The 24,737-nt window shown below is 38.8% G+C and carries 17 protein-coding genes, 22 tRNA genes and 1 pseudogene; 33 read left to right on the top strand and 7 right to left on the bottom strand.

Translation table 11 applies throughout. The features are described 5' to 3' along the window. The first annotated feature begins 22 nt into the window (after positions 1-22). The 24 genes from MN204_RS08045 to MN204_RS07930 all read left to right on the top strand — a co-directional run bounded on the left by MN204_RS08045 (position 23) and on the right by MN204_RS07930 (position 6,005). Positions 23-98: transfer RNA gene (locus MN204_RS08045), tRNA-Val, on the top strand. A 41-nt stretch (positions 99-139) separates the two neighbouring features. After that, positions 140-216: transfer RNA gene (locus tag MN204_RS08040), tRNA-Met, on the top strand. Positions 217-304: 88 nt separating this feature from the next. Further along, positions 305-381, top strand: a tRNA-Asp gene (locus MN204_RS08035). A gap of 3 nt (positions 382-384) precedes the next feature. Next, positions 385-460 (top strand) — tRNA-Thr (locus MN204_RS08030). Positions 461-570: 110 nt separating this feature from the next. Next, positions 571-646: transfer RNA gene (locus tag MN204_RS08025), tRNA-Lys, on the top strand. A 3-nt stretch (positions 647-649) separates the two neighbouring features. Beyond that, positions 650-731: transfer RNA gene (locus tag MN204_RS08020), tRNA-Leu, on the top strand. Between the two features lie 90 nt (positions 732-821). After that, positions 822-910 (top strand) — tRNA-Leu (locus MN204_RS08015). Between the two features lie 3 nt (positions 911-913). After that, positions 914-990: transfer RNA gene (locus MN204_RS08010), tRNA-Arg, on the top strand. A 6-nt stretch (positions 991-996) separates the two neighbouring features. Beyond that, positions 997-1,073 (top strand) — tRNA-Pro (locus MN204_RS08005). Between the two features lie 10 nt (positions 1,074-1,083). Then, positions 1,084-1,156, top strand: a tRNA-Ala gene (locus MN204_RS08000). Between the two features lie 12 nt (positions 1,157-1,168). Further along, positions 1,169-1,245: transfer RNA gene (locus MN204_RS07995), tRNA-Met, on the top strand. Positions 1,246-1,266: 21 nt separating this feature from the next. Next, a tRNA-His gene (locus MN204_RS07990) sits at positions 1,267-1,342 on the top strand. A gap of 9 nt (positions 1,343-1,351) precedes the next feature. Next, a tRNA-Ile gene (locus tag MN204_RS07985) sits at positions 1,352-1,425 on the top strand. 19 nt (positions 1,426-1,444) lie between these two features. After that, positions 1,445-1,537 (top strand) — tRNA-Ser (locus MN204_RS07980). Between the two features lie 143 nt (positions 1,538-1,680). After that, a tRNA-Phe gene (locus MN204_RS07975) sits at positions 1,681-1,756 on the top strand. 16 nt (positions 1,757-1,772) lie between these two features. Further along, positions 1,773-1,858, top strand: a tRNA-Tyr gene (locus MN204_RS07970). Positions 1,859-1,882: 24 nt separating this feature from the next. Then, positions 1,883-1,956, top strand: a tRNA-Gly gene (locus tag MN204_RS07965). Positions 1,957-1,970: 14 nt separating this feature from the next. After that, positions 1,971-2,044: transfer RNA gene (locus MN204_RS07960), tRNA-Ile, on the top strand. A 65-nt stretch (positions 2,045-2,109) separates the two neighbouring features. Beyond that, positions 2,110-2,183, top strand: a tRNA-Arg gene (locus MN204_RS07955). A 17-nt stretch (positions 2,184-2,200) separates the two neighbouring features. Next, a tRNA-Asn gene (locus MN204_RS07950) sits at positions 2,201-2,275 on the top strand. 2 nt (positions 2,276-2,277) lie between these two features. Continuing rightward, a tRNA-Ser gene (locus MN204_RS07945) sits at positions 2,278-2,368 on the top strand. Positions 2,369-2,372: 4 nt separating this feature from the next. Next, positions 2,373-2,447: transfer RNA gene (locus MN204_RS07940), tRNA-Gln, on the top strand. 991 nt (positions 2,448-3,438) lie between these two features. Continuing rightward, positions 3,439-4,209 (top strand): gluconate 2-dehydrogenase subunit 3 family protein, encoded by a 771-nt coding sequence (locus tag MN204_RS07935; protein WP_249870564.1) that lies wholly within the window; start codon positions 3,439-3,441, stop codon positions 4,207-4,209. An 83-nt stretch (positions 4,210-4,292) separates the two neighbouring features. Next, complete coding sequence (locus MN204_RS07930; RefSeq protein WP_249870563.1) at positions 4,293-6,005, top strand: GMC family oxidoreductase; 1,713 nt, start codon at positions 4,293-4,295, stop codon at positions 6,003-6,005. A gap of 76 nt (positions 6,006-6,081) precedes the next feature. On the opposite strand, the gene MN204_RS07925 is transcribed toward MN204_RS07930, so the two are convergent. Then, positions 6,082-6,255: a hypothetical protein gene (locus tag MN204_RS07925; RefSeq protein ID WP_249870562.1), complete on the bottom strand. Its 174-nt coding sequence runs from the start codon at positions 6,253-6,255 to the stop codon at positions 6,082-6,084. Between the two features lie 461 nt (positions 6,256-6,716). Here MN204_RS07925 and MN204_RS07920 point away from each other — a divergent pair, with 461 nt between their 5' ends. Then, a complete protein-coding gene (locus MN204_RS07920) occupies positions 6,717-8,138 on the top strand; it encodes a YfcC family protein (RefSeq protein WP_249870561.1) in 1,422 nt (473 codons plus the stop codon). A 256-nt stretch (positions 8,139-8,394) separates the two neighbouring features. Here the strand turns inward: MN204_RS07920 and MN204_RS07915 are convergent, their stop codons facing one another. Beyond that, positions 8,395-9,096 carry an L-2-amino-thiazoline-4-carboxylic acid hydrolase gene (locus MN204_RS07915; RefSeq protein ID WP_249870560.1) on the bottom strand — a complete coding sequence of 234 codons (702 nt, stop codon included), beginning with the start codon at positions 9,094-9,096 and terminating at the stop codon, positions 8,395-8,397. A gap of 151 nt (positions 9,097-9,247) precedes the next feature. On the opposite strand from MN204_RS07915, the gene MN204_RS07910 reads away from it, so the two are divergent. From MN204_RS07910 to MN204_RS07890, 5 genes are all read left to right on the top strand, one after another. After that, a complete protein-coding gene (locus tag MN204_RS07910; protein WP_249870559.1) occupies positions 9,248-10,696 on the top strand; it encodes a sodium/proline symporter in 1,449 nt (482 codons plus the stop codon). A gap of 552 nt (positions 10,697-11,248) precedes the next feature. Next, positions 11,249-13,576 (top strand): helix-turn-helix domain-containing protein, encoded by a 2,328-nt coding sequence (locus tag MN204_RS07905; protein WP_249870558.1) that lies wholly within the window; start codon positions 11,249-11,251, stop codon positions 13,574-13,576. A 185-nt stretch (positions 13,577-13,761) separates the two neighbouring features. Further along, a complete protein-coding gene (locus tag MN204_RS07900; RefSeq protein ID WP_249870557.1) occupies positions 13,762-14,790 on the top strand; it encodes a TRAP transporter substrate-binding protein in 1,029 nt (342 codons plus the stop codon). Positions 14,791-14,844: 54 nt separating this feature from the next. After that, positions 14,845-15,300 carry a TRAP transporter small permease gene (locus MN204_RS07895; RefSeq protein ID WP_249870556.1) on the top strand — a complete coding sequence of 152 codons (456 nt, stop codon included), beginning with the start codon at positions 14,845-14,847 and terminating at the stop codon, positions 15,298-15,300. Beyond that, complete coding sequence (locus MN204_RS07890; protein ID WP_249870555.1) at positions 15,297-16,589, top strand: TRAP transporter large permease; 1,293 nt, start codon at positions 15,297-15,299, stop codon at positions 16,587-16,589. The genes MN204_RS07895 and MN204_RS07890 overlap by 4 nt, the downstream gene beginning before the upstream one ends. A 74-nt stretch (positions 16,590-16,663) precedes the next feature. Here MN204_RS07890 and MN204_RS07885 read toward each other — a convergent pair whose 3' ends face one another. From MN204_RS07885 to MN204_RS07875, 3 genes are all read right to left on the bottom strand, one after another. After that, positions 16,664-17,845 carry a spr1629 family repressor/antitoxin gene (locus MN204_RS07885; RefSeq protein ID WP_249870554.1) on the bottom strand — a complete coding sequence of 394 codons (1,182 nt, stop codon included), beginning with the start codon at positions 17,843-17,845 and terminating at the stop codon, positions 16,664-16,666. 15 nt (positions 17,846-17,860) lie between these two features. After that, positions 17,861-18,349, bottom strand: coding sequence for a hypothetical protein (locus MN204_RS07880; protein ID WP_249870553.1), 489 nt, complete (start codon positions 18,347-18,349; stop codon positions 17,861-17,863). A 99-nt stretch (positions 18,350-18,448) separates the two neighbouring features. Further along, positions 18,449-18,691: a hypothetical protein gene (locus tag MN204_RS07875; RefSeq protein WP_249870552.1), complete on the bottom strand. Its 243-nt coding sequence runs from the start codon at positions 18,689-18,691 to the stop codon at positions 18,449-18,451. A 335-nt stretch (positions 18,692-19,026) separates the two neighbouring features. Here MN204_RS07875 and MN204_RS07870 point away from each other — a divergent pair. The 3 genes and pseudogenes from MN204_RS07870 to MN204_RS07860 form a co-directional block, all read left to right on the top strand. Further along, positions 19,027-19,291: pseudogene (locus MN204_RS07870) on the top strand (FAD-binding oxidoreductase); the annotation flags it as partial. Between the two features lie 35 nt (positions 19,292-19,326). Next, entirely contained in the window at positions 19,327-20,499 is a 1,173-nt protein-coding gene (locus MN204_RS07865) for an aminotransferase class I/II-fold pyridoxal phosphate-dependent enzyme (protein WP_249870551.1), read from the top strand. A gap of 15 nt (positions 20,500-20,514) precedes the next feature. Beyond that, positions 20,515-22,167 carry a thiamine pyrophosphate-binding protein gene (locus tag MN204_RS07860; RefSeq protein WP_438804695.1) on the top strand — a complete coding sequence of 551 codons (1,653 nt, stop codon included), beginning with the start codon at positions 20,515-20,517 and terminating at the stop codon, positions 22,165-22,167. Positions 22,168-22,448: 281 nt separating this feature from the next. Here MN204_RS07860 and MN204_RS07855 read toward each other — a convergent pair whose 3' ends face one another. Next, entirely contained in the window at positions 22,449-23,375 is a 927-nt protein-coding gene (locus MN204_RS07855; RefSeq protein WP_249870549.1) for an EamA family transporter, read from the bottom strand. 541 nt (positions 23,376-23,916) lie between these two features. Then, positions 23,917-24,525, bottom strand: a complete 609-nt coding sequence (locus MN204_RS07850; RefSeq protein WP_249870548.1) for a TetR/AcrR family transcriptional regulator — start codon at positions 24,523-24,525, stop codon at positions 23,917-23,919. Positions 24,526-24,737: the final 212 nt, after the last annotated feature.

Raw genomic sequence — 24,737 nt, 5'->3', positions numbered from 1 at the left:
CCCGTACGGGTCACCAACACATGGAGGATTAGCTCAGCTGGGAGAGCACCTGCCTTACAAGCAGGGGGTCGCAGGTTCGAGCCCTGCATCCTCCACCATTTTTTAATCATTTGGATGAATATAAATTTATCTCCTAAATCGCGGGGTGGAGCAGTCTGGTAGCTCGTTGGGCTCATAACCCAGAGGTCGTAGGTTCAAATCCTGCCCCCGCAACCAAAATATTTCAATTAACTATGTTGAATAGACTTCTTTATTAATTGAAAATCAGTAGTACTTGAAGAGCGCAACCAAAATAATTTAATCTGGTCCGGTAGTTCAGTTGGTTAGAATGCCTGCCTGTCACGCAGGAGGTCGCGGGTTCGAGTCCCGTCCGGACCGCCAGATGCCGGCCTAGCTCAATTGGTAGAGCAACTGACTTGTAATCAGTAGGTTGGGGGTTCAAGTCCTCTGGCCGGCACCATTAATTTAGTACGAGTCATTAGTTTGGCTGCCACATCATTGAATACACTTGTTGCAACACGACGAGCACAACGATGTACGTATTAATATGGCAACAAGTACCATCTATATGAGCCATTAGCTCAGTCGGTAGAGCATTTGACTTTTAATCAAAGGGTCGAAGGTTCGAATCCTTCATGGCTCACCATTTGCGGGTGTGGCGGAATTGGCAGACGCGCTAGACTTAGGATCTAGTGTCTTCGGACGTGGGGGTTCAAGTCCCTTCACCCGCATCATTTCTACTACTATGTGCAGAGTAGTAGACCATCACCTTGCCAAGGTTGGGACTCGAAATCGAATCCCGTCTTTCGCTCTAAGCTCTTGCCGGGGTGGCGGAACTGGCAGACGCACAGGACTTAAAATCCTGCGGTAGGTGACTACCGTACCGGTTCGATTCCGGTCCTCGGCACCAAATGCGCCCGTAGCTCAATTGGATAGAGTACTTGACTACGAATCAAGCGGTTAGAGGTTCGAGTCCTCTCGGGCGCACCATTATTTCGGGAAGTAGCTCAGCTTGGTAGAGCACTTGGTTTGGGACCAAGGGGTCGCAGGTTCGAATCCTGTCTTCCCGACCATTTTCATTACGGGGCCTTAGCTCAGCTGGGAGAGCGCCTGCCTTGCACGCAGGAGGTCAGCGGTTCGATCCCGCTAGGCTCCATTTTTAAATTTTGGCGGCGTAGCTCAGCTGGCGAGAGCGTACGGTTCATACCCGTGAGGTCGTGGGTTCGATCCCCTCCGCCGCTACCAAAAATAGATTTTTATAACATGGCGGTCGTGGCGAAGGGGTTAACGCACCGGATTGTGGCTCCGGCATTCGTGGGTTCAATTCCCATCGGTCGCCCCATATTAACTTGGACCCTTAGCTCAGTTGGTTAGAGCTATCGGCTCATAACCGATCGGTCGCAGGTTCGAATCCTGCAGGGTCCATTTGTAGAAATCATCATGTGGAGGTATACCCAAGTCTGGCTGAAGGGATTGGTCTTGAAAACCAACAGGCGGGTCAAACCGCGCGGGGGTTCGAATCCCTCTACCTCCTCCATTTACAATTAACTAATTTTTTAGTAGCTCATCAGTAGAGTAAACCGTTTCCATTATTACACGACAGAATTCTTCTTAAAATATGCTTTAAACTCTCAATCACATGCGAGTTTTTTTCGATATTTCTTATCTATTTTATTATATGGCTTGGTAGCTCAGTCGGTAGAGCAGAGGACTGAAAATCCTTGTGTCGGCGGTTCGATTCCGTCCCGAGCCACCACTTTTGAAATAATTGTGGAGGGATAGCGAAGTTGGCCAAACGCGGCGGACTGTAAATCCGCTCCCATCGGGTTCGTAGGTTCGAGTCCTACTCCCTCCACCATTTTTATATTAATCTATATACGATGCGGGTGTAGTTTAGTGGTAAAACCTCAGCCTTCCAAGCTGATGATGAGGGTTCGATTCCCTTCACCCGCTCCAAATACTCTTTCTATGGGCCTGTAGCTCAGCTGGTTAGAGCGCACGCCTGATAAGCGTGAGGTCGGTGGTTCGAGTCCACTCAGGCCCATTTCTATAAATTTATTCTGTATTGGCTTATTCCATACAATGTATGTTTATATATAATTTTACATTGCGCCCTTAGCTCAGTAGGATAGAGCAACAGCCTTCTAAGCTGTGGGTCAGAGGTTCGAATCCTCTAGGGCGCACTTAAACTATTTACTATTCCACAGTAGCTCAGTGGTAGAGCAATCGGCTGTTAACCGATCGGTCGTAGGTTCGAATCCTACCTGTGGAGCCATTGGAGAAGTACTCAAGTGGCTGAAGAGGCGCCCCTGCTAAGGGTGTAGGTCGTGTAAGCGGCGCGAGAGTTCAAATCTCTCCTTCTCCGCCATTATTGGGCTATAGCCAAGCGGTAAGGCATCGGGTTTTGATCCCGTGTATCCTAGGTTCGAATCCTAGTAGCCCAGCCAATTACATAGTAAAATACGAGACCTCTATTAAGTAGATTAGATACGTAGATGTTTTAGAAAACGATAGAAATCATAATTAATGGAATAACACACTAAATAACAATACATATACAAGAAGCGCATGGCTATGATTTAATCCATGCGTTTTTTAAATTTGCTTCGTATATGAACTAGGCTAAAACACTAGTGACTGTATTCATGAGTCGGTCAAAAAAGTACATACTACTCTGCTTTTCATAAAGAGAATTTGGTTGGAAATGATCGTTGAGTTACTTGCATTTCTTTTTCAAAGAACATGCTGAAATAGCAGATTACAAGTTACTCTGTCGTAAGCAAAGGGTGGCTCCTGAAGTGAAAAATAATATATCGACAACTCCTAACTGTAGAGTTGGTTGATAATCTCTTTGTTGGAATATTGTACATGTGAAAAATTCACTAAATTGACAAATTAGGTGTGTAGTCCTATACTTTTAGTAACCGTAATAATATATAAAATTAAAATAATTATGGGTAAATAAAACTATAATTTTTATTATTTTATGGCAGGGGCAGCGCCATGCATAGTTTGATTGTGACGATGATAACAATCCTATTCTACTAATATAGTAAATCAATTGTAGGTCTATATCATCGTAGTTTTAATTACAAACATGGATATGAGCTGTAAGGATTTAAGAACACCTTAATGGGCATAGAGATGCGGTCGAATGATTGTTTCTTAGATGGTAACCTATCCTGAAAAATTACCATTTTAATCGTTTTAATCTAGTAATCAGAATTAAAGAGAATCTATATTCATAGCTTGATTATATTGTCTGAAAACGCAACCATCACATATGGCGACTTAATTCATGAACAAATCCAAGCATAAAGAAGATGAATTGCATCAATTCGGGGATAGCTGCATTAACGACTGGGATTTAAGGAAATCCCTATGCGATACTTATCACCTCTCTTTACTTCTAATTTCAAAAGAATTGGGGGTTTTTTTATGTCAACGAATGATAAAAAACAACTTGATACAACGGATTCCTCAAGACGTAAATTCTTGAAGAGTTCCGGTATTGCTGTTGGAGGAATTGCAGTCGGTGGAGCATTAGGCGGTTTACTTGGAATGAGTGGTAAAAGTGAACCAGCAACCAATGCTACAGCGACAATAGATACAAAGCCTGCACAGCAGCATGATCAGGCTTTAGAATATTTTACGAATAGAGCGGATTTCGATTTGCTGGGACAGGCAACGGAGCGGATTTTTCCAGAAGATGAAAATGGTCCAGGTGCGATTGGATTAGGAGTTCCTTACTATATTGATCACCAGCTAGCAGGGAAATGGGGAATCAATGCCAAGGAGTATAGGCAGGGGCCTTTCTTTGAGGGAGAGCCAAACCAAGGCTATCAATCCCAATTAAAGTACCATCAGATATATGACTTAGGAATTGAAGCAATTGAAAATTATAGTCAATCGACCTTTAGTCAAGGATTTACATCATTAGAGGCTGAACAGCAAGATGAGGTCTTAGCAGCTTTTGAAAATGATAAAGTGAATATCCCTGGTATTAAATCAAGCTTCTTCTTTGAGATTTTACGTCAGTCGACTTTAGAGGGTGCATATGCAGATCCACTGTATGGTGGGAATAAAGATATGCAAGGCTGGAAGATGAAAGAATATCCTGGTGTTCAAATGAGTTATTCTGCTGAACAAGTGGCATCTAAAGAGTTCATTGAAATTGAACCAGCGAGCCTTCATGATACACATAACTAAAATGTATAAAAGTAAAATATAAAGCCGTAAGCAAAAGGCTTAAACTTGGGAAAATCTGAACAGCAGGAAAAGGGGTTATTATTATGGTTACGAAACTACCTAAAACAGATGTTGTAACGGTAGGTGTAGGTTGGACAGGCGGAATTATAGCTGCTGAGGCAAGTAAAGCAGGACTAAAGGTTGTTGGATTAGAGCGTGGCGGGAATCGCGGCACGGCAAACTTTGCTATGAAGCATGATGAACTCCGTTATGCATTACGCGGTGAATTGATGCAAGATTTATCCAGAGAAACGTTAACATTTAGAAATAATGGTGGTCAACGTGCGTTACCAATGCGTCAATATGGTTCCTTCATGTTAGGTAATGGTGTTGGAGGGGCAGGTACACATTGGAACGGGATGACGGATCGTTATTTACCATATGATTTTGAAATCAGATCAAAAACAATTGAAAGATATGGTGAGGGTAAAATTGCGGATGGGTTACTCATTCAAGATTGGGGAATTACCTACGATGAAATGGAACCATACTATACGATGTTTGATAAGATGGCAGGAATTTCTGCTGACGAGACGCCTCTTCGCGGAGAACGTTCAGAAGCATTCCCGAACCCAGCATTGAAACATGGTCCAGAGCTCGACTTATTTAAAGAAACAACGAAAAAAATGGGGCTGGATCCATTTACCATGCCAGCTGCTAACAACTCACAATCCTATGAAAATCCGGATGGTCAGCATTTAGCTGGTTGTCAAATGAACGGTTTCTGTGAACGATTTGGCTGTGAATACGGTGCAAAAGCAAGTCCAAACGTTACGGTTATCCCTACAGCACTTAAAACGGGTAATTTTGATCTTCGTCCGCATTCTGAAGTTATCGAAGTGTTACATGAAGGTGGAAAGGCAACAGGGGTTATTTATGTCGATACGCGTACAGGTGAGAAATTTGAACAACCCGCTGAAATTGTTGCCATAACAAGTTATACGTTTAATAATAATCGTTTGTTACTCAATTCAAAACTTGGTACTGCCTATAACCCTGAAACTGGGAGAGGTACAATTGGTAAGAACTACTGTTACCAAATAATTGTCGGGACTGATGGGTTCTTTGATGATCGCAAGTTCAATACTGCAATAGGATCAGGTGGACTCGGTGCAACATTAGATAACTTTAATGGCGATAACTTTGACCATACTGATTTGGATTTTATACATGGTGGAGCGATTATCATGAACCAATCAGGAAAAAGACCAATTGATAACAACCAAGTTCCTCCAGGTACGCCAAGATGGGGTAAGGAATTTAAAGAGCAATCATTAAAATACTATAACCGCATGGTGAACGTTCACACATATGGCGCAGTGATGCCTCATGTGAATAACTATTTAGATTTAGATCCGACATATAAAGATGTACACGGTAATCCACTTCTTCGCATGACGTTTGATTTTTCGGATACCGACCGTAAACGTGGTCGATTCCTAAATGAGAAAACAAAGGAAATCATGCTAGAAATGGGAGCAACCCATGTCTCTGAAAATGAATCCGTTGAGCATTATGACATTACAAAATATCAAGCGACACATAATACAGGTGGTGTTATCATGGGAGCGGACCCTGAAACGTCTGCTGTCAATAATTACTTGCAAATGTGGGAAGCAGATAATGTTTTTGTTGTTGGTGGATCAGCATATCCTCACCAAAGTGGCTACAATGCAACGCATACTTTAGGAGCACTTGCTTACAGAGCTTCAGAAGGAATCATCAAATTTAGTAAAGAAGGCGGCAAACTCGCTTAAGAAAGAAAGGAAGCATGGGGACGGTTCTCATGCTTCCTTTTTTTATGGAAGGAAGCAAAAGAACCATCCCCATGTTTTATTTTTGCTTGTTCTCTTGAAACAATTTATTAACCTGCAGGAAACCAATTCCAGAAAGTAAAGAAGCAAAAGATCCAATAAATGCAGCAAGACCAATATCGCCAAACATCATCGTGCTTAAAATAATCCCGATAATACCAACTATTAATAGAATAGTAGCAGTAATTTTCAATTAGAACCCTCCAACTTGTGAATGTTAAATATCTAATACAATAGTATCATATATAATTCCGTTACAGTGCTATTATACTATAAAGCTAAATTATTCAGTAATTTCATTTTACAAAATGGAGTAGGTTTATTTTGAAAGTATTGATATCGCTGTAACAGCTATGTGGCAAATGTTGCTGTATTTAAAACAGACATGTAGGGTTAACAAATCACTGTTTTATAGAGGATAATCAGTATACATTATATGTCTTTTATGCTTAATTTCGGAAAAGACTATCTCATATGGAAAAATTACAAAGCTAACTCCTCCCGTGTTAATTGCTTCAAATTTTCATTCGACAAAATTCTATTACAACTTGAAATCCTATTTATTTAGTGTATAATTTAAAACTATATTTTCTGATATTTTCACTTATTTACTTCTATTAGAATTTATAAAATTAAATCTTACTGGAGGATTCGATGAAAAAGAAAAAAGATTTACATAATAAGGAGCCTATACAATCTAAAAAATCCAGGTGGGAAATGCCGGATACATATGTTATTTTGTTTCTTGTATTGCTTGTAGGTTATATAGCTACATTTATTATCCCTTCAGGAGCCTTTGATAGAGAGGTTATCGACGGAGTGGAGAGAGTCATTCCGAATACGTATCAGCAAGAAGAGGGACAAACGCTTGGATTACTTGATATCTTTAATGCGATCCAAACAGGGATGATTCAATCGGCAGATATTATCTTCATGATCCTCTTCACAGGTGGTATGTTTGAAATCATTGAGCGATCAGGGGCATTACGCGGTGCCATTAATCGAGCAGTGAAGATGACACAGAATAAGGAATTTTGGTTAATTGCGTTAGTTTCTATGTTTTTTGCTTTAACAGGAGCTGTTGGAGCTGTAGCTAATTCGGTCATTGCTTTTGTTGTCATCGGTGTGATAATTGCAAGAGCAATGAAGCTTGATCCGATTGTAGCTGTTGCTATTACCTTTGGTGCCAATTTTGCAGGGTTTAGTGTTGGGTTCATTAATCCTTATACACTTGGCGTAGCACAGGGCATTGCAGACTTACCAATTTTCTCAGGTATGGCATTACGTCTAATCATTTTTGCACTTATCATTTCGATTACAATTTGGTATACGTGGCGCTATGCGAAAAAAGTTATGGATGATCCGAGTCGAAGTCTTATGGGAATTTATGAAGAGTCCGATGAGGAGGGTGGATTAGATGCTCCATTTACAACAAGGCATAAAATATTGTTGACCTTCGTTGGACTATGTTTAGTGTTTTTTGTTTACGGTTCGATCCAATTAGGCTGGACGATTAATCATATGTCGGCATTTTTCATATTTATTTCAATAGGTGCTGGTATAATTGCCAGAATGCACTACAACACCTTTGCCAGTACATTTTTGGAAGGAACGAGAAAACTTGTTTACGGTGCGCTTATTGTTGGGTTGGCAAGATCAGTGATCGTTATTTTGGAAGAGGGAGTAATCATTGATACAATTGTTTACGCTATTTCTGTTCCATTGGAAAATTTAGCACCAGTATTATCGGCTCTCGGAATGTTTCTTTCTAATGCATTCTTAAACTTCTTTGTTAACTCCGGAAGCGGTCAGGCGATGATTGCAATGCCGCTGTTGACGCCTTTAGCAGATATGGTTGGAGTTACTAGACAGGTAGCGGTACAAGCTTTTCAATTTGGTGATGGGCTGACGAACCTTATCTTCCCAACGTCAGGTATTTTAATGGCAAGCTTAGCGGTGGCTAAGGTTCCTTATACGAAGTGGGTAAAATGGGTATTTCCGTTGTTCCTGATTTGGTTGGGAATTGCAGTGGTGACGCTGGTTATAGGGGTTCTGATTAATTGGGGACCGTTTTAAGGTGTGGAAGCATGAGGAGACGGTTCTCATGCTTCCTTTTTTAATAGAAGCAAAAGAACCGTCCGAGACCAGTGAAAAAGTAAAAAGTTTGAAAAACAATGCTAATTAGTCCCCACAGGCAATGGTTTTTTGGTGTTAAATTGGACATTGAAACCCCACAAATATGATAATTTATCATGTGATTTTGGGAATTGATTTTTTGTATTTTTTAGAGAGAGGCTTTTTCAGTGGTCTCGAACTGTCCCCATGCTTCTTTTCATTCTTCTTCTTTTAATTTAAAGCGGAAATGGCAGTTGCCTTCTCTTAAAATGTATTGGTCATGCTCGACTTCGAATTTCGGATTAAAGCCTTTAGCAACGGCTGGATCAATCATTTGGCAATATAAAATACCATATTCATGCATATTATCGTCAGCCCATTGTTGGCCAAAAGGGCATACGGTGAAGTTTTGTTCGATTTCCTCGTGTTTGTACTCGGTTGTATACGTAAATAAATCACTTCTGCCCATATCATAATTGGTCAGGTAATTATTAATCGTATTTTTCTTTCCATTCGTCCGGGCTCGTTGCGCAATACCACGACCACGTTCTTCACCAAAGGTCCGAACGCCTTCACGTATAGCATCTTCCCCCTCGTTGCCATATTCATCGACAACTGCTTTCGTTATTTGGGCAAATAACTTAGCCATGAGCGCGTAGATGGTAAGATTTTTATACTTGTTTTCGGTTTGGTGATTCATCGGAATATAGTTAAATAACATATGGTTTTCATTATTGACCGTTGCATCTTTTGCAATATCCTCTGCATCTTTATAACCGAAGTTTTTGACACCTTGCTGAATCAGTTCTTTGCCTGCATCTCCAAATTGGGCAACTACTGACGTTTCGACATGTGTAAAAAGCTTTGCCGTAATCGTATGCATGGACAGTGGTGGTATCGTTATTTTTGTCTCACTCATGCGTAACACTCCCTTATATATTTGATAAGTTAGTAGAATTATATTTCAAAACTATTATATTGACAAATAAACAAGCAAATTCTATTATAAATGAAAATAGTTTCTAATTAAACATATTTGTTTTATCGGAATTAAGGAGAGGGAAGACATCATGAATATTGAAGGTAATGTGATTATTTATGTGGAAATAGTTATTTATTTATTAGTAACGTTGGGAATAGGAGTTTATTTTAGTAGAAAGAAAATGAATCAGTCAGAGTATTATCTTGGTGGAAGTAAAATTCCGGGGTGGGCGTTGGCCTTTTCCGAAAGGGCTACCGCTGAATCAGCCTATATGTTTTTAGGTGCAGTTGGTTTTATTTACATAACAGGTTTATCTGGTATTTGGATACTATCCGGTATGTTTCTTGGAGTGCTTTTCTCCTGGTTGTTTTTAGCAAAAAGGTTTATGAATGAACGGAAAAAATATGATGTGTATACATTACCTGATTATTTTTCAGTAAAGTTTCCAGGACACGGTAGAACTATTCGCTTGCTCTCTGCGCTGATTATGGGGTCATTTTCCCTCTTTTACATAGCGGGGCAATTTTCAGGTACAGGGAAAACACTATTCTCCATTTCAGGTATTGATATTACATTGGGAACAGTTATCATTGCCATCATCATTATTGCCTACTCTTCTATGGGGGGATTCATGTCTGTTGTATGGACAGATACGGTTCAAAGTTTCTTGATGCTATTGGCATTTATTATCGTCCCAATTGTTGCATATATAGAAATTCAAAATAATGACCTATCTATCTCACAATCATTGGCAGCTATGGGAAATGGAGCTGATGAGTGGTTTGGTGGATTAACTGGATTAGCCTTAGGAGCAATGCTTCTGACAAACTTCTCTTGGTTCTTTGGTTTCCTGGGCGGACAGCCACAATTAAGTTCGCGGTTTATGGCGCTAAAAGATGAAAAGGAACGTAAGACAGCGACATGGGTAGCCATTTCTTGGACATTAATTGTCTATGTTGGTGCTTTTTTGGTTGGAATATTCGGTTCTGTTCTATATGAACAAGGTACCATTGTAGATGCGGAAATGATCTTGCCGCATATGGTTACAGACCTATTGCCGCCATGGATAGCGGGTATTATCATTTCAGCAATCTTGGCTGCGATTATGTCGACAGCTTCATCGCAATTATTGGTTGTGACATCATCTGTTAGTGAAGACATTATCCACAAAACAATGGGAATTAAAATGAATAATCGAAGGATCGTCAACATTTCGCGGTTGACATTAGTTATAGCGGGTATATTGGGACTTGTTATTTCATTGATTTCCGAATCATTTATTTACGGCGTCGTAAGCTTCGCCTGGGCCGGTATGGGTAATACATTCTCTGCTGTTGTTCTGCTGACATTCTTTTGGAAGAAAACATCAGGAATTGGCGTAATTGCAACAATCATCTCAGGCTTTATCAGTGCTATTCTATGGATGACATCGCCACTGGAAGCTATTGTTTCCGCCAAAGCAAGCACTTTCTTTATCTGTTTAATTATTGGTATTGTATTCAGCCTGATGTATCCGGATCAAAAGAAACAACGATGATGGTGAGGAAGCATGGGGACGGTTCTCGTGCTTCCTTTTTGATGGGAGGAAGCAAAAGAACCGTCCGAGACCAGTGAAAAAGTAAAAAGTTTGAAAATCAATGCTAATTAGTCCCCACAGGCAATGGTTTTTTGGTGTTAAATTGGACATTGAAACCCCACAAATATGATAATTTATCATGTGATTTTGGGAATTGATTTTTTGTATTTTTAGAGAGAGACTTTATCACTGGTCTCGAACCGTCCCCATGCTTCTCTTTGATATGTGGAAACTACAATCCCCACCCTCTAAACCCTCCGCAAATTAACCACCTTCGTATTCGGAAGTATAGTCAATTGCTCCATCATATATTCCCTGGAGTATACAAATTCATGCTTGATCCAATAAAGAATTAATCTAAGGGTTGAACTTATACGCTAAAAACTTACTCCGAACAAGTAATCTAAAACTATTCAAAACTTCCTAACATCGCTCCATTTTTATGATACAATTTAAGATATTCCTAAACCTCATTACAACCCATGAATAACAACCCCAAGGGAGGTGGCTATCATGAACTGGCTAAAAAACAAATGGAACAAACGGTATAAAAGCGTATTTTTTCGCTATTTTATCATCCTTATCCTGTTGTTTACCGCAATTATTCTATTAACCAATATCGTTATCTATCATCAGGCGGCTAATATTATTAAAACAAATGCACACGATGCGCAAGTTGATTTGTTAAACCAATATAAGAATTCGATGAATATGATGTTCAATGAGACAAGAGAAATGATGGAGCGAACGGCACAGGATACAGATATAATGAACTTTATTATGACAGCGGTTTCTAATGAGGAAGATGAAAACGATACGCTTGTAACCAATGTACAACGCAAATTAAAGAATGTCGCCCAATCCAATCAGATGCTTATTTCCGCCTACGTTTATTCCGCCGAAAATAACCAAATTATCGGATCCAATGAACAAATTTACCCAGCAGTCGATTTTTACGATCAGGAATGGCTGGAAATTTATAATGAAGACTTGGTCGGTACCCATATTATGGAGACAAGAGAGATTACGGACGGCTACGGAAATGAATTTAATGCGATTACGTTTATTCATAACCTCCCGTATCATTCCTATGACAGGGAAGGTGCAATTGTTGTCAATATTAATGCCGATCAGCTTTATAAGCGAATGTTAGGACCACAACATGAATCGGATGGCCTTTTCTATGTTATGACTCGGGAAGGGGAAGTGATTTTACATCCGAACAAACAGATGCTGTATACGAATATACAAGATGATGACATTTCAATCGACGTATTTCAATCTGCTACAAATTACTTTGTTGAGAATACAAACGAAAAAGACCAATTATACACGTATATCACGTCGATGATGAATAATTGGAAGTTCGTGTATAGTTTATCGATAGATGATTTAAATGGGATTGTAAATAAAATGACGATGATGGTCATTTCTATCATTTTTGTCGGTCTCCTCTTGAGCATAGGTTTGGCCTATTGGTTAACACGCTATGTCAGCAGCCCAATCCGAAAATTAGTTCAATGGATTCCAAATTCTAGTGATAAAAAGTACGATAAAGAGGAATACAAGGATGAATATGACTATTTGGATAATGTTTATCAATCCATCATGCATGATAATCAACAGATGGAAACGATGATATCTGAATTTAAGCCAATGATTAAGGATAAATTACTAGATAATTTGCTAACGAATAAGCGGATTAGTAAAGAAGAAGTAGAGAAAAAGCTTCGTCTATTTGATATCCATTTTAGTAATAAATACTATATCGTATTGACGGCACAAATTGATGATTACCAGCGTTTTTATCAAAGTAAAGATGAACTGGAAAGCAGCATGTATAAGGCTGAGCTGACGCGTTTTATCGAAAAGGTCATAAACAACCATTTCCCATCGATGTGTGGGGAAACGGAAACAGATAAGGTTGCAGTTGTTATGAATTACTCTAAGGAAATTTCGACAATGGATATGAATGAGTGGCTCGTAAAGCTAATTCAGGATCTGCAAGAAAAAGTGTCGGAGCGTTTCCCGTTTACGATAACAATTGGCTTGGGACGGGCCTATACTGATATTTTTGACGTAAATAAATCCTATGACGAATCTCTAAGGGCATTGGAATACAAATTTTATCAGGGGAAAGATCAGATTATCAATGTCGATGATGTGGATATCGTCCAAGATGAGCTCTATTACTATAACAATGATCAAGTGAAAAAGCTGATGAACAATATGAAAACAGCAAATATAGCCGGTACCGCAAAAGAGTTGGAAGCATTATTTGAAGGTATCAGTGAAAATGGAAATATTCCGTACGAGCATATGAATCAATTATTTTTACACCTTATTAATTCGATGATAGAATTGCTCATTGATCTGAACATGGATATAAAGGAAGTATTGGGTGCGGATTATAATATTTATGAAGATTTTCAGCAAAGAGAGACTTTCGAGGATGTAAAACAGTTCTTTAGGGATATAACGAATAAGGTACTCGTTGAAATTGAACAACGAAAAAGTGATTCTTTACCGGATACTTCCAAAAAAATACTAGAATTTATTGACTCTAATTATCATCGTGATATTGCTTTACAAGATGTGGCTGACTGGATTGAGATGAGTACAAATTACACGAGCAAAATCATCAAGGATGTGACTGGGAAAACATATTTGGAATATGTCAATATGAAACGGATTGACAAAGCGAAGCAATTATTGAGTAGTACCCAACTGACAGCGAAAGAAATTGGATTTCGTGTCGGGTTTAATAGTATACAAAGCTTTATGCGTGTGTTTAAAAAGAATGAAGGGATTACACCGGGACAATATCGCGATCGGGGATAATGTCCCGGATTTTCTTTTAAATACCCTATTTCTAAAGGGATGGAGCGAGAATGAACAAATCTCAAACAGATGAACAAAAACGAAACTGTTCATTGAAACTGTATATTGTTCGTTTACGTGAAAGCATTTTCAAGGTAAATTTGAAAGCGTAAACATTATTGAATCAGGAAAAGGAGAGAGGGAACATGTTCAAAAACAAAAACATATTTTTGGTAATCACTGTTGCTACTTTGATTATCTTATTGGCTGCTTGTTCGGGGGAAGCAAGTTCAAACAGTGAAAATAAGGATACTTCGGGAGATTCTATTGAATTAAGATATGCAGAGGTAAATCCAGAAGGCCATCCGATGACACAAGCTGCAGAAAAGTTTGCGGAATTAGTAAATGAAAAAAGTGATGGAAGAATTACTATAAATGTATATCCAGCAGGACAACTTGGGAATGAAACGGAAAATATCGAAGGCCTGCAAATGGGTTCCATCGATTTTATGAGAGCAAATCCAAGTGTAATGGCGAACTTTGGTGTTGAAAAAATGAATGTAACTTCTTTACCATTTATTTTTAGAGATCGTGAGCATTTATGGAATGTTCTAGATAGTGATATCGGTGAAGAATTAGTGGAGGATGTAAGTCAAAGTGATACTGGCCTGAAGGTGGTTATGTTCGTGGAAGAAGGAGCACGAAACTTCTTCTTTACAGATAAAGTGGTGAAAACCCCTGAAGATATGAAAGGGATTAAAGTGCGTGTACAGGAAAACGAACTAATGGTCGACTTGGTTGAAGCATTAGGCGCTTCTCCAACACCGGTTTCTTATAGTGAATTATATAGTGCACTTCAAACAGGTATTGTAAATGGTGCAGAGAATCCACCTGCCGCATATCTATCTAATGCCTTTTATGAAGTAGCGGATAAATTAACATTAAATAAGCATATTTTTGCACCAAACTTCATTTTAACATCTGACCAGACATGGGATAAATTAAGTGAAGAAGATCAAGCGCTTTTATTGGAAGCAGGACAAGAAACAGAAGTATTTGTAAAAGAAATTTCTCAGCAAGCGGATGATGATGCATTAGCAGAACTGGAAGCAAATGGTGTAGAAATTACGGAAGTCGATGACATGCAAGTATGGCAAGATGCTGTTCAGCCATTGTATGAAAAATATGGTGCAGGGTATGAAGAGTTAATCGATCGAATTATAGAAACGGAATAGTATGAAGCTGGACGGGTTACTACAACCTGTCCCCTTTCATGAGGGGGTGTTCGTATGGGTAAGGCATTTGCTAACTTTAATAAAATCCTACAAATTATTTGTAATGTCTTATTAATATTGATGACTGTAATCGTGACGTATGTTGTATTTATGCGTTATGTGATGAATGCAACACCGGTATGGGGAGAAGAGATGGTAAGGATGTTTCTTGTATGGATGACCTTTCTCGGAGCAAGTTTGGGATTAAGGGATGAGACTCATATTCGGCTAAATGCCATCGATGGTATTCTTTCTCCAACGATGCGGAAAGTAATGGATTGGTTTGCTGTTATTGTCCTCTTTTTGTTTTCCTTATTTATGGTAATAGAGGGAACTAAAATGACCATATTGAGCATGGGAAGCCGTATGCCTGGGCTTGGAATAGAAACAGCTTGGCTTGTAGCGGTATTTCCGCTATCTGGATTACTAAATATGATCCAGCTCATCCATAAAGGAGGGCAAATAAAATGAGTGTAGAAGCAATAGGTGCTACGATATTAATCGGCGGTTTTATCTTATTAATTTTGCTTCGGATACCAATTGCCTATGCGCTAGGGATTTCTTCGGTTGTCACAGCAATGTACTTAAATCTGCCACTCACACAAATTGTACAGTCAATGGTGAATGGTGCAAATGTATTTTCATTGCTTGCAGTTCCATTTTTTATTTTAGCTGGGGAACTGATGAGTCGAGGTGGTATTTCAGACAGGCTGATTGAGTTTGCAAAGTTATTCGTTGGGAGAATCCGAGGTGGACTAGGGCAAGTAAATATTATTACAAGTACCTTTTTTGGAGGAATATCCGGTTCATCAGCGGCTGATACGGCATCGCTTGGACCAGTATTGATTCCGATGATGAAAAAGGAAGGTTTCGATTCCCAAACAGCGACTTCCATTACGATGGCGAGCTCTGTACAGGCAATCTTAATTCCACCAAGTCATAATATGATTATTTATTCCTTAGCGGCTGGTGGAGTATCTATTGGTGGTTTATTCTTAGCTGGATTGGTTCCTGGTATATTACTAGCTATTTTACTTATGATTTATACGTATATTATCTCAGTAAAACGTAACTATCCAAAAGCTGAAAACGTTGGTAAAAAACATTACTGGAAAACCATTGCCAATGCAATCTGGGGATTAATAACGATATTAATTATCGTCTTTGGTGTGGTCAGTGGCGTATTTACTGCAACGGAATCAGCTGCAATTGCAGCGGTCTATGCGTTTATCGTTACCTTCTTTATTTATAAGGATATTTCTATTAAACATTTTGGAACTATTTTAAACAAAGCACTTCGAACGATTTCCATGGTTATGATTTTAATTGCAACTTCCAATGCCTTTGGCTGGCTGCTAACCTATGTTCGAATTCCGAAACTTGTTTCCGATGCAATCATGGGTGTTACTGAAAATAAAGTGCTTATTATGCTGCTCATTATTTTAATTCTATTATTACTAGGTATGGTCATGGATATGGCTGCGATTATTCTCATTGCAACACCGATATTTCTGCCAATTGCAGCTTCGATAGGATTTGATCCAATTCATTTTGGAATCATTATGATGCTGACACTTGGGCTAGGTATTGTCACCCCTCCAGTAGGTCTGACATTATTTATCGGTAGTGCGATATCTGGAGATCGAATTGGTACACTAGCAAAAAGTATGATACCATTCTACATCCTATTTCTTATCGCCATCCTAATCATTACCTTCGTTCCAACAATAACCATGTTCTTACCAGAAATGTTTATGTAACAGGTGAAGCATGGGGACGGTTCTCATGCTTCCTTTTGGATTGGAAGCAAAAGAACCGCCCCCATGCTTCTCATTTAAACCTGACTCTCACCCACAGCAAAATCATAGACCCGTATTTTGTCTCTTTTCACCCTATATCTCTCAAAAAACGCTTCCTCAATATCAACAAGCTCAGCCAATAGCTTAAGCTCGAACTTCGTATAATTTAATACATCTTCAACAGAGCGTATTCCTTTTTCAAAAAGAGCTTGAAAAGAGCTTCTAACTTTTCCGGGTTTCATGATAATAATTTGATCGTCTAATGGCTCAATTTCCTTATAGTTATTCCGATTAAGAGAGGCATTAAAATATCTGTATTGCTGGTAAGTCATTCGTTTAAGCGAATATGCACGGAACGCCATTGTAGCTATGGATACTTTCCATTTCTTCTTTAATTCAATATAAGCATTTGGATTTGAAATTTTACCAACTGCTTCTAAGTCACTTAAAAATTCTTTTTCGGGTAATAGGAAGTTTGCAGCAAATATATTTGCTTCCTTTTCTATTTGCTCGTAATCTTTTTTGTTTAAGTCTGTTATATCAATCTTGTAATGTAAAATCAGGTGTCCTAATTCATGTGCTAAGTCAAAGTTACGTCGAACTGAAGTTTTTTTTATATTGCCTAAAATGATGAAAGGAATATCGGCATCAGACCATGTGCTACATGCGTCAACCGTATCACCTAATGTCTTTTCAAAGATGAAAGCCCCACTTTTTTCGATATGAAAGAGCAAGTCTTCATTATGATCACTAGTTAAACCGATTGATTTTCTAGCCTTTAAAGCAATATGTTCAATTAACTTGTCCATTTCTATCTGCTCGGCATTATTATTTTTATAGTTAATTGCATCGTCTTTGATTTCTTTTATTATATTGTTTGGATAGTTGATCGTTGACGAAAGATAATTTGTTATATGATTTAGGAATTCTAGATAAACGGTTTCCGATTTTGTTTTTTGTCTACTGTTGCGAACTTTGGCTCGGTATGCTATATGCTGTTCATTAATCTGACTTGGCAGATCACTTTTGGAATAAAAGTATTTTGGTTGAACGTGAAAGTAAGTTCTCAACTTGTTAATCGCTTCTAAACTAGGGGAAATATACCCATTTTCATATTGCCAAATAGACTGTTCCGTTACATCTAACTCGCTGGCTAGCTGGCTTCTAGATAGTCCGTGGAGCAATCGTATGTTGGTTAACGTTTCACCAACAAACATGTTGCATTCCTCCTTTTATGATTCTGTGTCACTAGCTTTGTCTTCCTCATCAATTACTATACCATAGTCACCGATAGATACTTGTGTCTCAAATTCCTTGTCATCTCGGATTCCAGCAAAGTCTTCTTCATTAAAATCAATTTCGACCACTTCAAAGAATCGCTTCCAGGAATCGACTTGGTATAACTCATACGTGTCTGGGTGGGGGAGACATAAAGAGATATCCGAAATCATTTTTTCTTCATCGAGTGTATACGTGATAATATAAAATTGATCAAATTGGTTATTTAAATTTTCGGCCACTTCTTCTATAATCACCGGATTAATTTGCATATGATCATATAGCCTTAATTCTAATTGTTCGCTTTTGTTCGTATCTGTGGTGGTAAAAGCTACACCTTTATTAATTTTTGCTAATTTTTCTAAGTAGTTTTCTTCCCGTTTTCTAATGGGAAGTGCGTTATTATTTCCAACTGCAGATGCACTTTTAATTAGGAAAAGCACCTTGTCATCTAAATTTGCAGTTAAGAAAGTATATCTACTTTCTTACTGCATAAGTGCAACTAAGGCATACGCCTAAAGGCTTGGCGTATGCCAAGTTTTCTAATGAAATTGCAAATATCCCCATGAATATCCAGCTTTAGAAGGAACATACGTAATTCCAAATGATTCACTCTCTTCGGCGACAAAGTGGTCAATGTGATTTCCTTTAACCCAGGCATAGGCACTGCTAATTAAAAGTTCTTCTTTTTTCTGTTTTCGCTCATTTAAATAACTTTTATACCTTTTCATGATTCCCTTCACAATACTTTCACTGATTTCATCGGAAAATTTATATATATCCATCATTCTAACCCCCTCTGTAACCATTTAAATAGATTATAAACTTAATAGGGAATATTTTAAAGTAAATATGTAAATAAGTTGAAAAAATTTAAGTGGTTACAGACTATCCAGGTGCTTCATTTAATCTTGGCACATGCTATACACTAATCTATCTCTCCAAGCCCTCCACTGAGAATATGATCTTTTCACTATATGAATTTTGAGGGGTATTATTTTAACTAAACAAGCCTCATATTCCCATCCATTAATCAATATGTTAATATATAATCAATATTTAGAATTGAATGCAAGTTACAGCAACCGCCTTATGTAAGCGTTTTTAAGCTATTATTGTCTTTGAAAAAGCAAAAATCATACGAGGCTGGTCAGGCATGTATCGTATGAATACGATTGATCAAAATGCAATTATTGGAAAGCATCCACAATTAGCAGGCTACTAGGGCGAGCGGGTTCAGTGGGCAGATGCAGCAGGCGACGGCATTCGGAAAAGGTTTATCTGAGTTAATTCGAACCGGAAAGTATGAGACGTTAGATTTAACCCCGCTTGCTTATGAGCGGTTTGCCAAAATTCTACTTATTGCAGAAGGTACTATTGTGTAAAAAAGCTTCCTAATTGAAAGAAAAGGAGAAAGCGTATGTTCGTTTCCAAACGAGTACAAAACATGCCGAAGTATGTATTTTCAGAGTTTCAAAGGAGGAAGAAGGAATTACAGGAGAAAGGGGTAGATGTTATCGATCTTGGAATTGGTGCACCAGACTTGCCAACTCCTTCCTTTATTTGTGATGTTTTGACGAAAGAAGTGGGGAAGCCTGAGAATCATCGCTATTCCAACTATAGTGGGGATCTGGAATTCAGAGAAGCTGTCGCTCATTTTTATCTGAACCATTATGGTGTTTCCTTAGACCCGGAGACAGAAGTTTTAACCTTGATTGGTTCAAAGGAAGGAATTGCCCATCTCATCCAAGCCGTCATCAATCCTGGTGACAAGGTCATCATTCCAGATCCCGGATATCCCGTTTATCGTATGGGATCCCATATTGCAGGTGCTGTTAGTGTTCCACTTACATTAGATGCGGGTAATGGCTACCGGCCCGACTACAAGAAACTTTCACCTCGCGATATCAACGATACAAAGTTAATGTTTTTAAATTACCCTAGTAACCCAACCACAGCAACTATCAGTACAGACACATTTGAAAAAGCGATTAGCTTTGTTCGGGAAAACAAAATAATGCTTGCACATGATGCAGCCTATGATTTGGTGACATTTAATGGCTATACGTCCCCAAGTGTCTTGCAAGTCCCACATGCGAAAGAGTATGCCGTGGAGTTTGGCTCTTTATCCAAAAGTTTCAATATGACAGGCTGGAGAATTGGGTATGTCGTTGGAAACCAGGATGTAATCGGTGCTTTAAAAATATTAAAAAGTAATGTGGATACGAGTCAATTTCTCCCGATTCAAAAAGCTGCTGCTGCAGCATTGCGAAGTGATTTTCAAGCAGTATGCGAAAATAACGACGTGTTTTACAAGCGGATGAAGAAACTTCATCACGCATTAAATAACATGGGAATAACAGTAGAGGAACCAAAAGGAACGATTTTTCTTTGGGCAAAAGTTCCTCAAGGATTTACGTCGGATACATTTGTGGAAATGTTATTAACGGAAGCAGGAATTATGGTAACACCTGGGACAGCTTTTGGGAAACAGGGTGAGGGCTATATTCGGATTTCTCTATCTGTAACAGAAAAGGTAATAGATGAGGTCATTCGCCGTTTGGGAAAATTGAATCTTAGGGGTGATTCTTAATTGAAGCAATCAAAAATGACAGCGGCCCAAGCAATTGTGGAATGCATGAAAAGAGAGTCGGTAAATAAGGTTTTCTGTGTGCCGGGGGAGAGTTATTTGCCGCTATTAGATGCATTACATGATGAGAATTCGATTGATGTGATTTCTGGAAGACAGGAAGGTGGTGTAGCTTTTGCAGCAGAAGGCTATGCCAAAGCTTCCAACAAACCGGGAATTGTGCTTGCTACAAGAGCGGTAGGAGCTAGTAATTTAGCAATTGGAGTTCATACCGCCTATCAGGATTCAACGCCAATGATTGTCTTTTTAGGACAGGTAAGCAGAAAGTTCCGAGGCAGAGAAGGGTTTCAGGAAGTCGATTTAGATCGTTATTTTCAGCCGATTGCCAAGTGGGCAGTCGAAATCGATGATCCAGAGCGGACACCGGAAATAGTAGAAAAGGCTTTTCGAATTGCACAAACTGGAAGACCAGGCCCCGTCGTGATTTCTTTGCCGGAGGATGTTTTGCCAATGGAGGTGGAAGTTTCGTTCGGGCCTAAAGTCTTGAAACCAAAACCTGCTCCATCCCAGGGAGAAGTCGATTCCATCAGAGAACTACTTTCCCAATCTGAGAAGCCAGTTATTATTGCTGGTGGTGGGATTAAAAGTGCTCAAGCAGAAGAAGCATTGCTCCGGTTTGCCGAAACCTATCAACTTCCGGTCATCACCGCATTTCGCCGTCAAGATGTTTTTCCTAATCATCATCCGTTATATGTCGGTCACTTAGGGCTTGGTACATCAAAGGCGATTCTTGAAACCGTCCGTGAGGCAGATACAATATTGGCATTAGGGACCAGGCTTTCAGAGGTGACTACTCAGGATTATTCAATTATAACGAAGGAGAAAAAGCTCATCCATCTGGACATTAGTTTCGAAACCATTGGGAAAGTGTTTGCTCCGGATATTGGTGTTGTTGCTGATGCAAAGGAAGCATTAACAGCACTTCTTGATATAAATGTCCCTACCCCTTGGGAAAAGTGGGTAAAAGAGAGAAGAGTCCAATTCGAAGCGGTAAGTGACTTGACCGTTTCAAAGAGTGATGTCATCAACAAACATGCCATTGCAATAATGGAAGAAAAGCTGCCTGAAGATACAATCATTACGAATGATGCGGGGAATTTTGCCGGATGGCTGCATAAGTACTTTCCTTTTCGCCGGAAAAATACGTATATTGGCCCGACATCTGGAGCGATGGGATATGGTATGCCAGCAGCTATTGGGGCAAAACTAGCTTATCCTAATAAAAAGGTCGTAGCACTTGCTGGTGATGGCGGGTTTATGATGACTGTTCAGGAATTAGAAACAGCAGTCAGATATCATATTCCTGTAATCTGTATCGTTTTTAACAATAACATGTATGGCACGATCCGCATGCACCAGGAAATCCATTATCCAGAAAAAGTTATCGGTACTGATTTGGGTGAAGTATCCTTTAAAAAACTTGCTGAAAGTATGGGAGCTATCGGATTTACGGTGGATACCCCGGCAGATTTTGAAATTGTTCTTGAAAAAGCATTGCTGGAGGATAAGGTCACCGTGATTGAAGTTTTAACAGAGAAAGAGCAAATAGCTGTCGGTTCCACAATTGCACAATTAAGAAGCATGGGGACGGTTCTTTTGCTTCCTTTTTGATGACTAGGAGAGTTGAGAGCTTTTGTATGCACATTTATTTAAAAAGAAAGTACCCTACTAAGCGCTCCTTGTCATTAGACGGTTTGTTGATCTGAAGTCGGGATGTATTTTTCATTATTCGTTATAGTAGTTATTAATTTATGGGATTAGAAAACATTGAAAAAAGGCCACTAAAAAATCATAGGATTTTCAGTGGCCTCAACTATGCTAGTTTTTTGCTAATCATAGAATACAAGAAGGATCAAAGCCTAAAAACGTCATATCAGTCCTCCTGGATTCCCCTAATGTACATACCTCTTTCTCTTAAACAACACCTGCCAAATACCCCTCATCTCCCCAATCGCAATTGCCGCTAGAATTAGCAAAACACCAAACCATCTGGAAGGTGCGACATATTCAGCCAATCCAATATATGCAACGGCTACGGATACAGGAAGTTCAATGGCCCCTAGGATAGTGGCTAAGCTTGCAGGTAGATGTGGCGTTGACATCGCAAACATGAGCGGTGTCAAAATAAGTCCGCATAAAGCAAGTGCTCCTGCATAGATCCAGATGCTTCCACTACTAAAAATACTGGCGTTTAGCGTGGTGTGTGGTGGAAAAAGAATAAAGATTAACAGTGCGGCACCGGTAATCATAATTGGTGTTCGAATTGTTGCTGGAACATCAACTGCTACACGTCCGCTGACAATGATGAAAGCAGAGTACGAGAAAGCTGAGCCGATTCCAAGCAGAAAGCCAATAAGCGTTATCTCACGCAGCCCTCCATTAAACACATCGGCAGCGAATAATACACCAATCAAGGTGAGTATGACGGTAATTACCGTTTTTCCGCTTGGTTTTCTGCGATAGATAATCCATTCAAATAATACGCCAACCCATATGAATTGGAATAATAAGACAACGGCTAGTGATGCTGGTAAATATTGCATCGAACCGTAATAAAGTACACTCGTTAAACCAGTGAAGCTTCCTGCAATCATAAGGGAAAGTACCGTTTTGAAGGAAAGTTTTTTGATTGCTTGTGGATGTCTTCTGATGGCGATGATTCCGATAAACCAAAGAACTGCCAATGCAATAATTGCCTGTACGACATTAATTTCACCTAGTGTCCAGCCTGCGGCATAACCTAATTTGATAAATAACGGGTTCAACCCAAAGAAAAAAGCTCCTATAGAGAAAATGATAATAGCATGATGTCGTTTCATATGAGTTCCTCCGTTACTAATTTAATAATATGGTATTAATTCTATTTTTAATTAAAGAAGACCATCTTATCTATAGTATCATAGTTAATTGTTTTTATGGGATATAGATAAGCAAAAAAGCCATTCCTTTCCTTCCAATTTATAACTTTAGAAGAATAGAGATGAGCTTCTCATTTGTCACATTCTTATATAAAATAAGGTATATTCCGTAAACGTATTTATTCTGATTTGCATTTCAATTAGGGGACGGTATTTCGATGCGATTCCCCCAATATAGAGATACCAAGAATCAAGATGTTGTTCAAATGTATTTTATATTACCATTTTAGCTAGATACGTGATTGGTTATTAAACAAATGGTAGGAACTGATCAATTAAAATTGGTGCAGTAGGATAATGAACCTGTTTCTCTATAGCGTAGAAGCGGTGAAGTTATACATTATAGGGTATTATTTATGGTGTGAGGTGGAGACATTAACACCGTCCCCGCCCAGTACCATATTAATTTAAATAACCTCAAACCCTAAATAACATTCCCCATCTACCCCATACCTCTCGTTTCATATTTCTCTCGTGGATGATAATTTATTATCTTGATTAATTGAATTGCCATATCATGTGAAGGCGTTTTAAAATCGTCTTTTATCCATTTGACGATTAACCCCCAGACACCATATGCCCGGTAAGTAATAAAATAATCATCATCCATTTCCGTCTGTTGATTAGGAAAGTAGACGATATCGTTTTTATGAAGCTCGATAAACGTATTGATGATTTTATCTTGAAACCCCGGTATCCCCTCCGAATTCTTCCATAGGCTGTAAAAGTCAGCATTTTTTAAAATATGATCAAAAATAATGACATTGGAAGGTGATAGAGCATCTACTTTTACAAAACGATTATTTTTATAGGGAAATCGAAATGCTTTGGTTAATTCAGCTATCATATCATCAACTAGTTCTTGTACGAGCTCTTCTTTATCTTGGTAATGACGATAAAATGTTGTCCGATTATAATCCGCTCGATTTACAATGTCTGTAACGGTAATACTTCGGTACGTTTTTTCTTTCATTAACATGGTGAATGCACGTTTTAAATTCCTTTTCGTTCTGCGGATCCGCCTGTCTTCAGAAACATTTTTTGGTAGCATAAACTTCCCTCCAATATTTATGATAATTATCGCTACAGTCTGCGTTAATCTGTTGCTTAACAATACAACGATGAATATATTAATGATTGATAATATAGCGTGGGCATTTATACTTATAGTGAGTTTATAAAACAATGCATTTTTTGTAAGCGCATTCACTAATTTGTAGTTTTATTTTACCATGTATTTCTTAGTCATCCAAAGAATGAATG

This window comes from Oceanobacillus saliphilus (genome assembly GCF_023522835.1).
Lineage (GTDB): Bacteria > Bacillota > Bacilli > Bacillales > Amphibacillaceae > Oceanobacillus > Oceanobacillus saliphilus.
This window is presented reverse-complemented; position numbering and strand designations above follow the sequence as displayed.

Coding starts and splice junctions, on each gene's coding strand:
- MN204_RS07935 (WP_249870564.1), top strand. CDS start 3,439: ATGTCAACGAATGATAAAAAACAACTTGATACAACGGATTCCTCAAGA.
- MN204_RS07930 (WP_249870563.1), top strand. CDS start 4,293: ATGGTTACGAAACTACCTAAAACAGATGTTGTAACGGTAGGTGTAGGT.
- MN204_RS07920 (WP_249870561.1), top strand. CDS start 6,717: ATGAAAAAGAAAAAAGATTTACATAATAAGGAGCCTATACAATCTAAA.
- MN204_RS07915 (WP_249870560.1), bottom strand. CDS start 9,096: ATGAGTGAGACAAAAATAACGATACCACCACTGTCCATGCATACGATT.
- MN204_RS07910 (WP_249870559.1), top strand. CDS start 9,248: ATGAATATTGAAGGTAATGTGATTATTTATGTGGAAATAGTTATTTAT.
- MN204_RS07905 (WP_249870558.1), top strand. CDS start 11,249: ATGAACTGGCTAAAAAACAAATGGAACAAACGGTATAAAAGCGTATTT.
- MN204_RS07900 (WP_249870557.1), top strand. CDS start 13,762: ATGTTCAAAAACAAAAACATATTTTTGGTAATCACTGTTGCTACTTTG.
- MN204_RS07895 (WP_249870556.1), top strand. CDS start 14,845: ATGGGTAAGGCATTTGCTAACTTTAATAAAATCCTACAAATTATTTGT.
- MN204_RS07890 (WP_249870555.1), top strand. CDS start 15,297: ATGAGTGTAGAAGCAATAGGTGCTACGATATTAATCGGCGGTTTTATC.
- MN204_RS07885 (WP_249870554.1), bottom strand. CDS start 17,845: ATGTTTGTTGGTGAAACGTTAACCAACATACGATTGCTCCACGGACTA.
- MN204_RS07875 (WP_249870552.1), bottom strand. CDS start 18,691: ATGGATATATATAAATTTTCCGATGAAATCAGTGAAAGTATTGTGAAG.
- MN204_RS07865 (WP_249870551.1), top strand. CDS start 19,327: ATGTTCGTTTCCAAACGAGTACAAAACATGCCGAAGTATGTATTTTCA.
- MN204_RS07860 (WP_438804695.1), top strand. CDS start 20,515: ATGACAGCGGCCCAAGCAATTGTGGAATGCATGAAAAGAGAGTCGGTA.
- MN204_RS07855 (WP_249870549.1), bottom strand. CDS start 23,375: ATGAAACGACATCATGCTATTATCATTTTCTCTATAGGAGCTTTTTTC.
- MN204_RS07850 (WP_249870548.1), bottom strand. CDS start 24,525: ATGCTACCAAAAAATGTTTCTGAAGACAGGCGGATCCGCAGAACGAAA.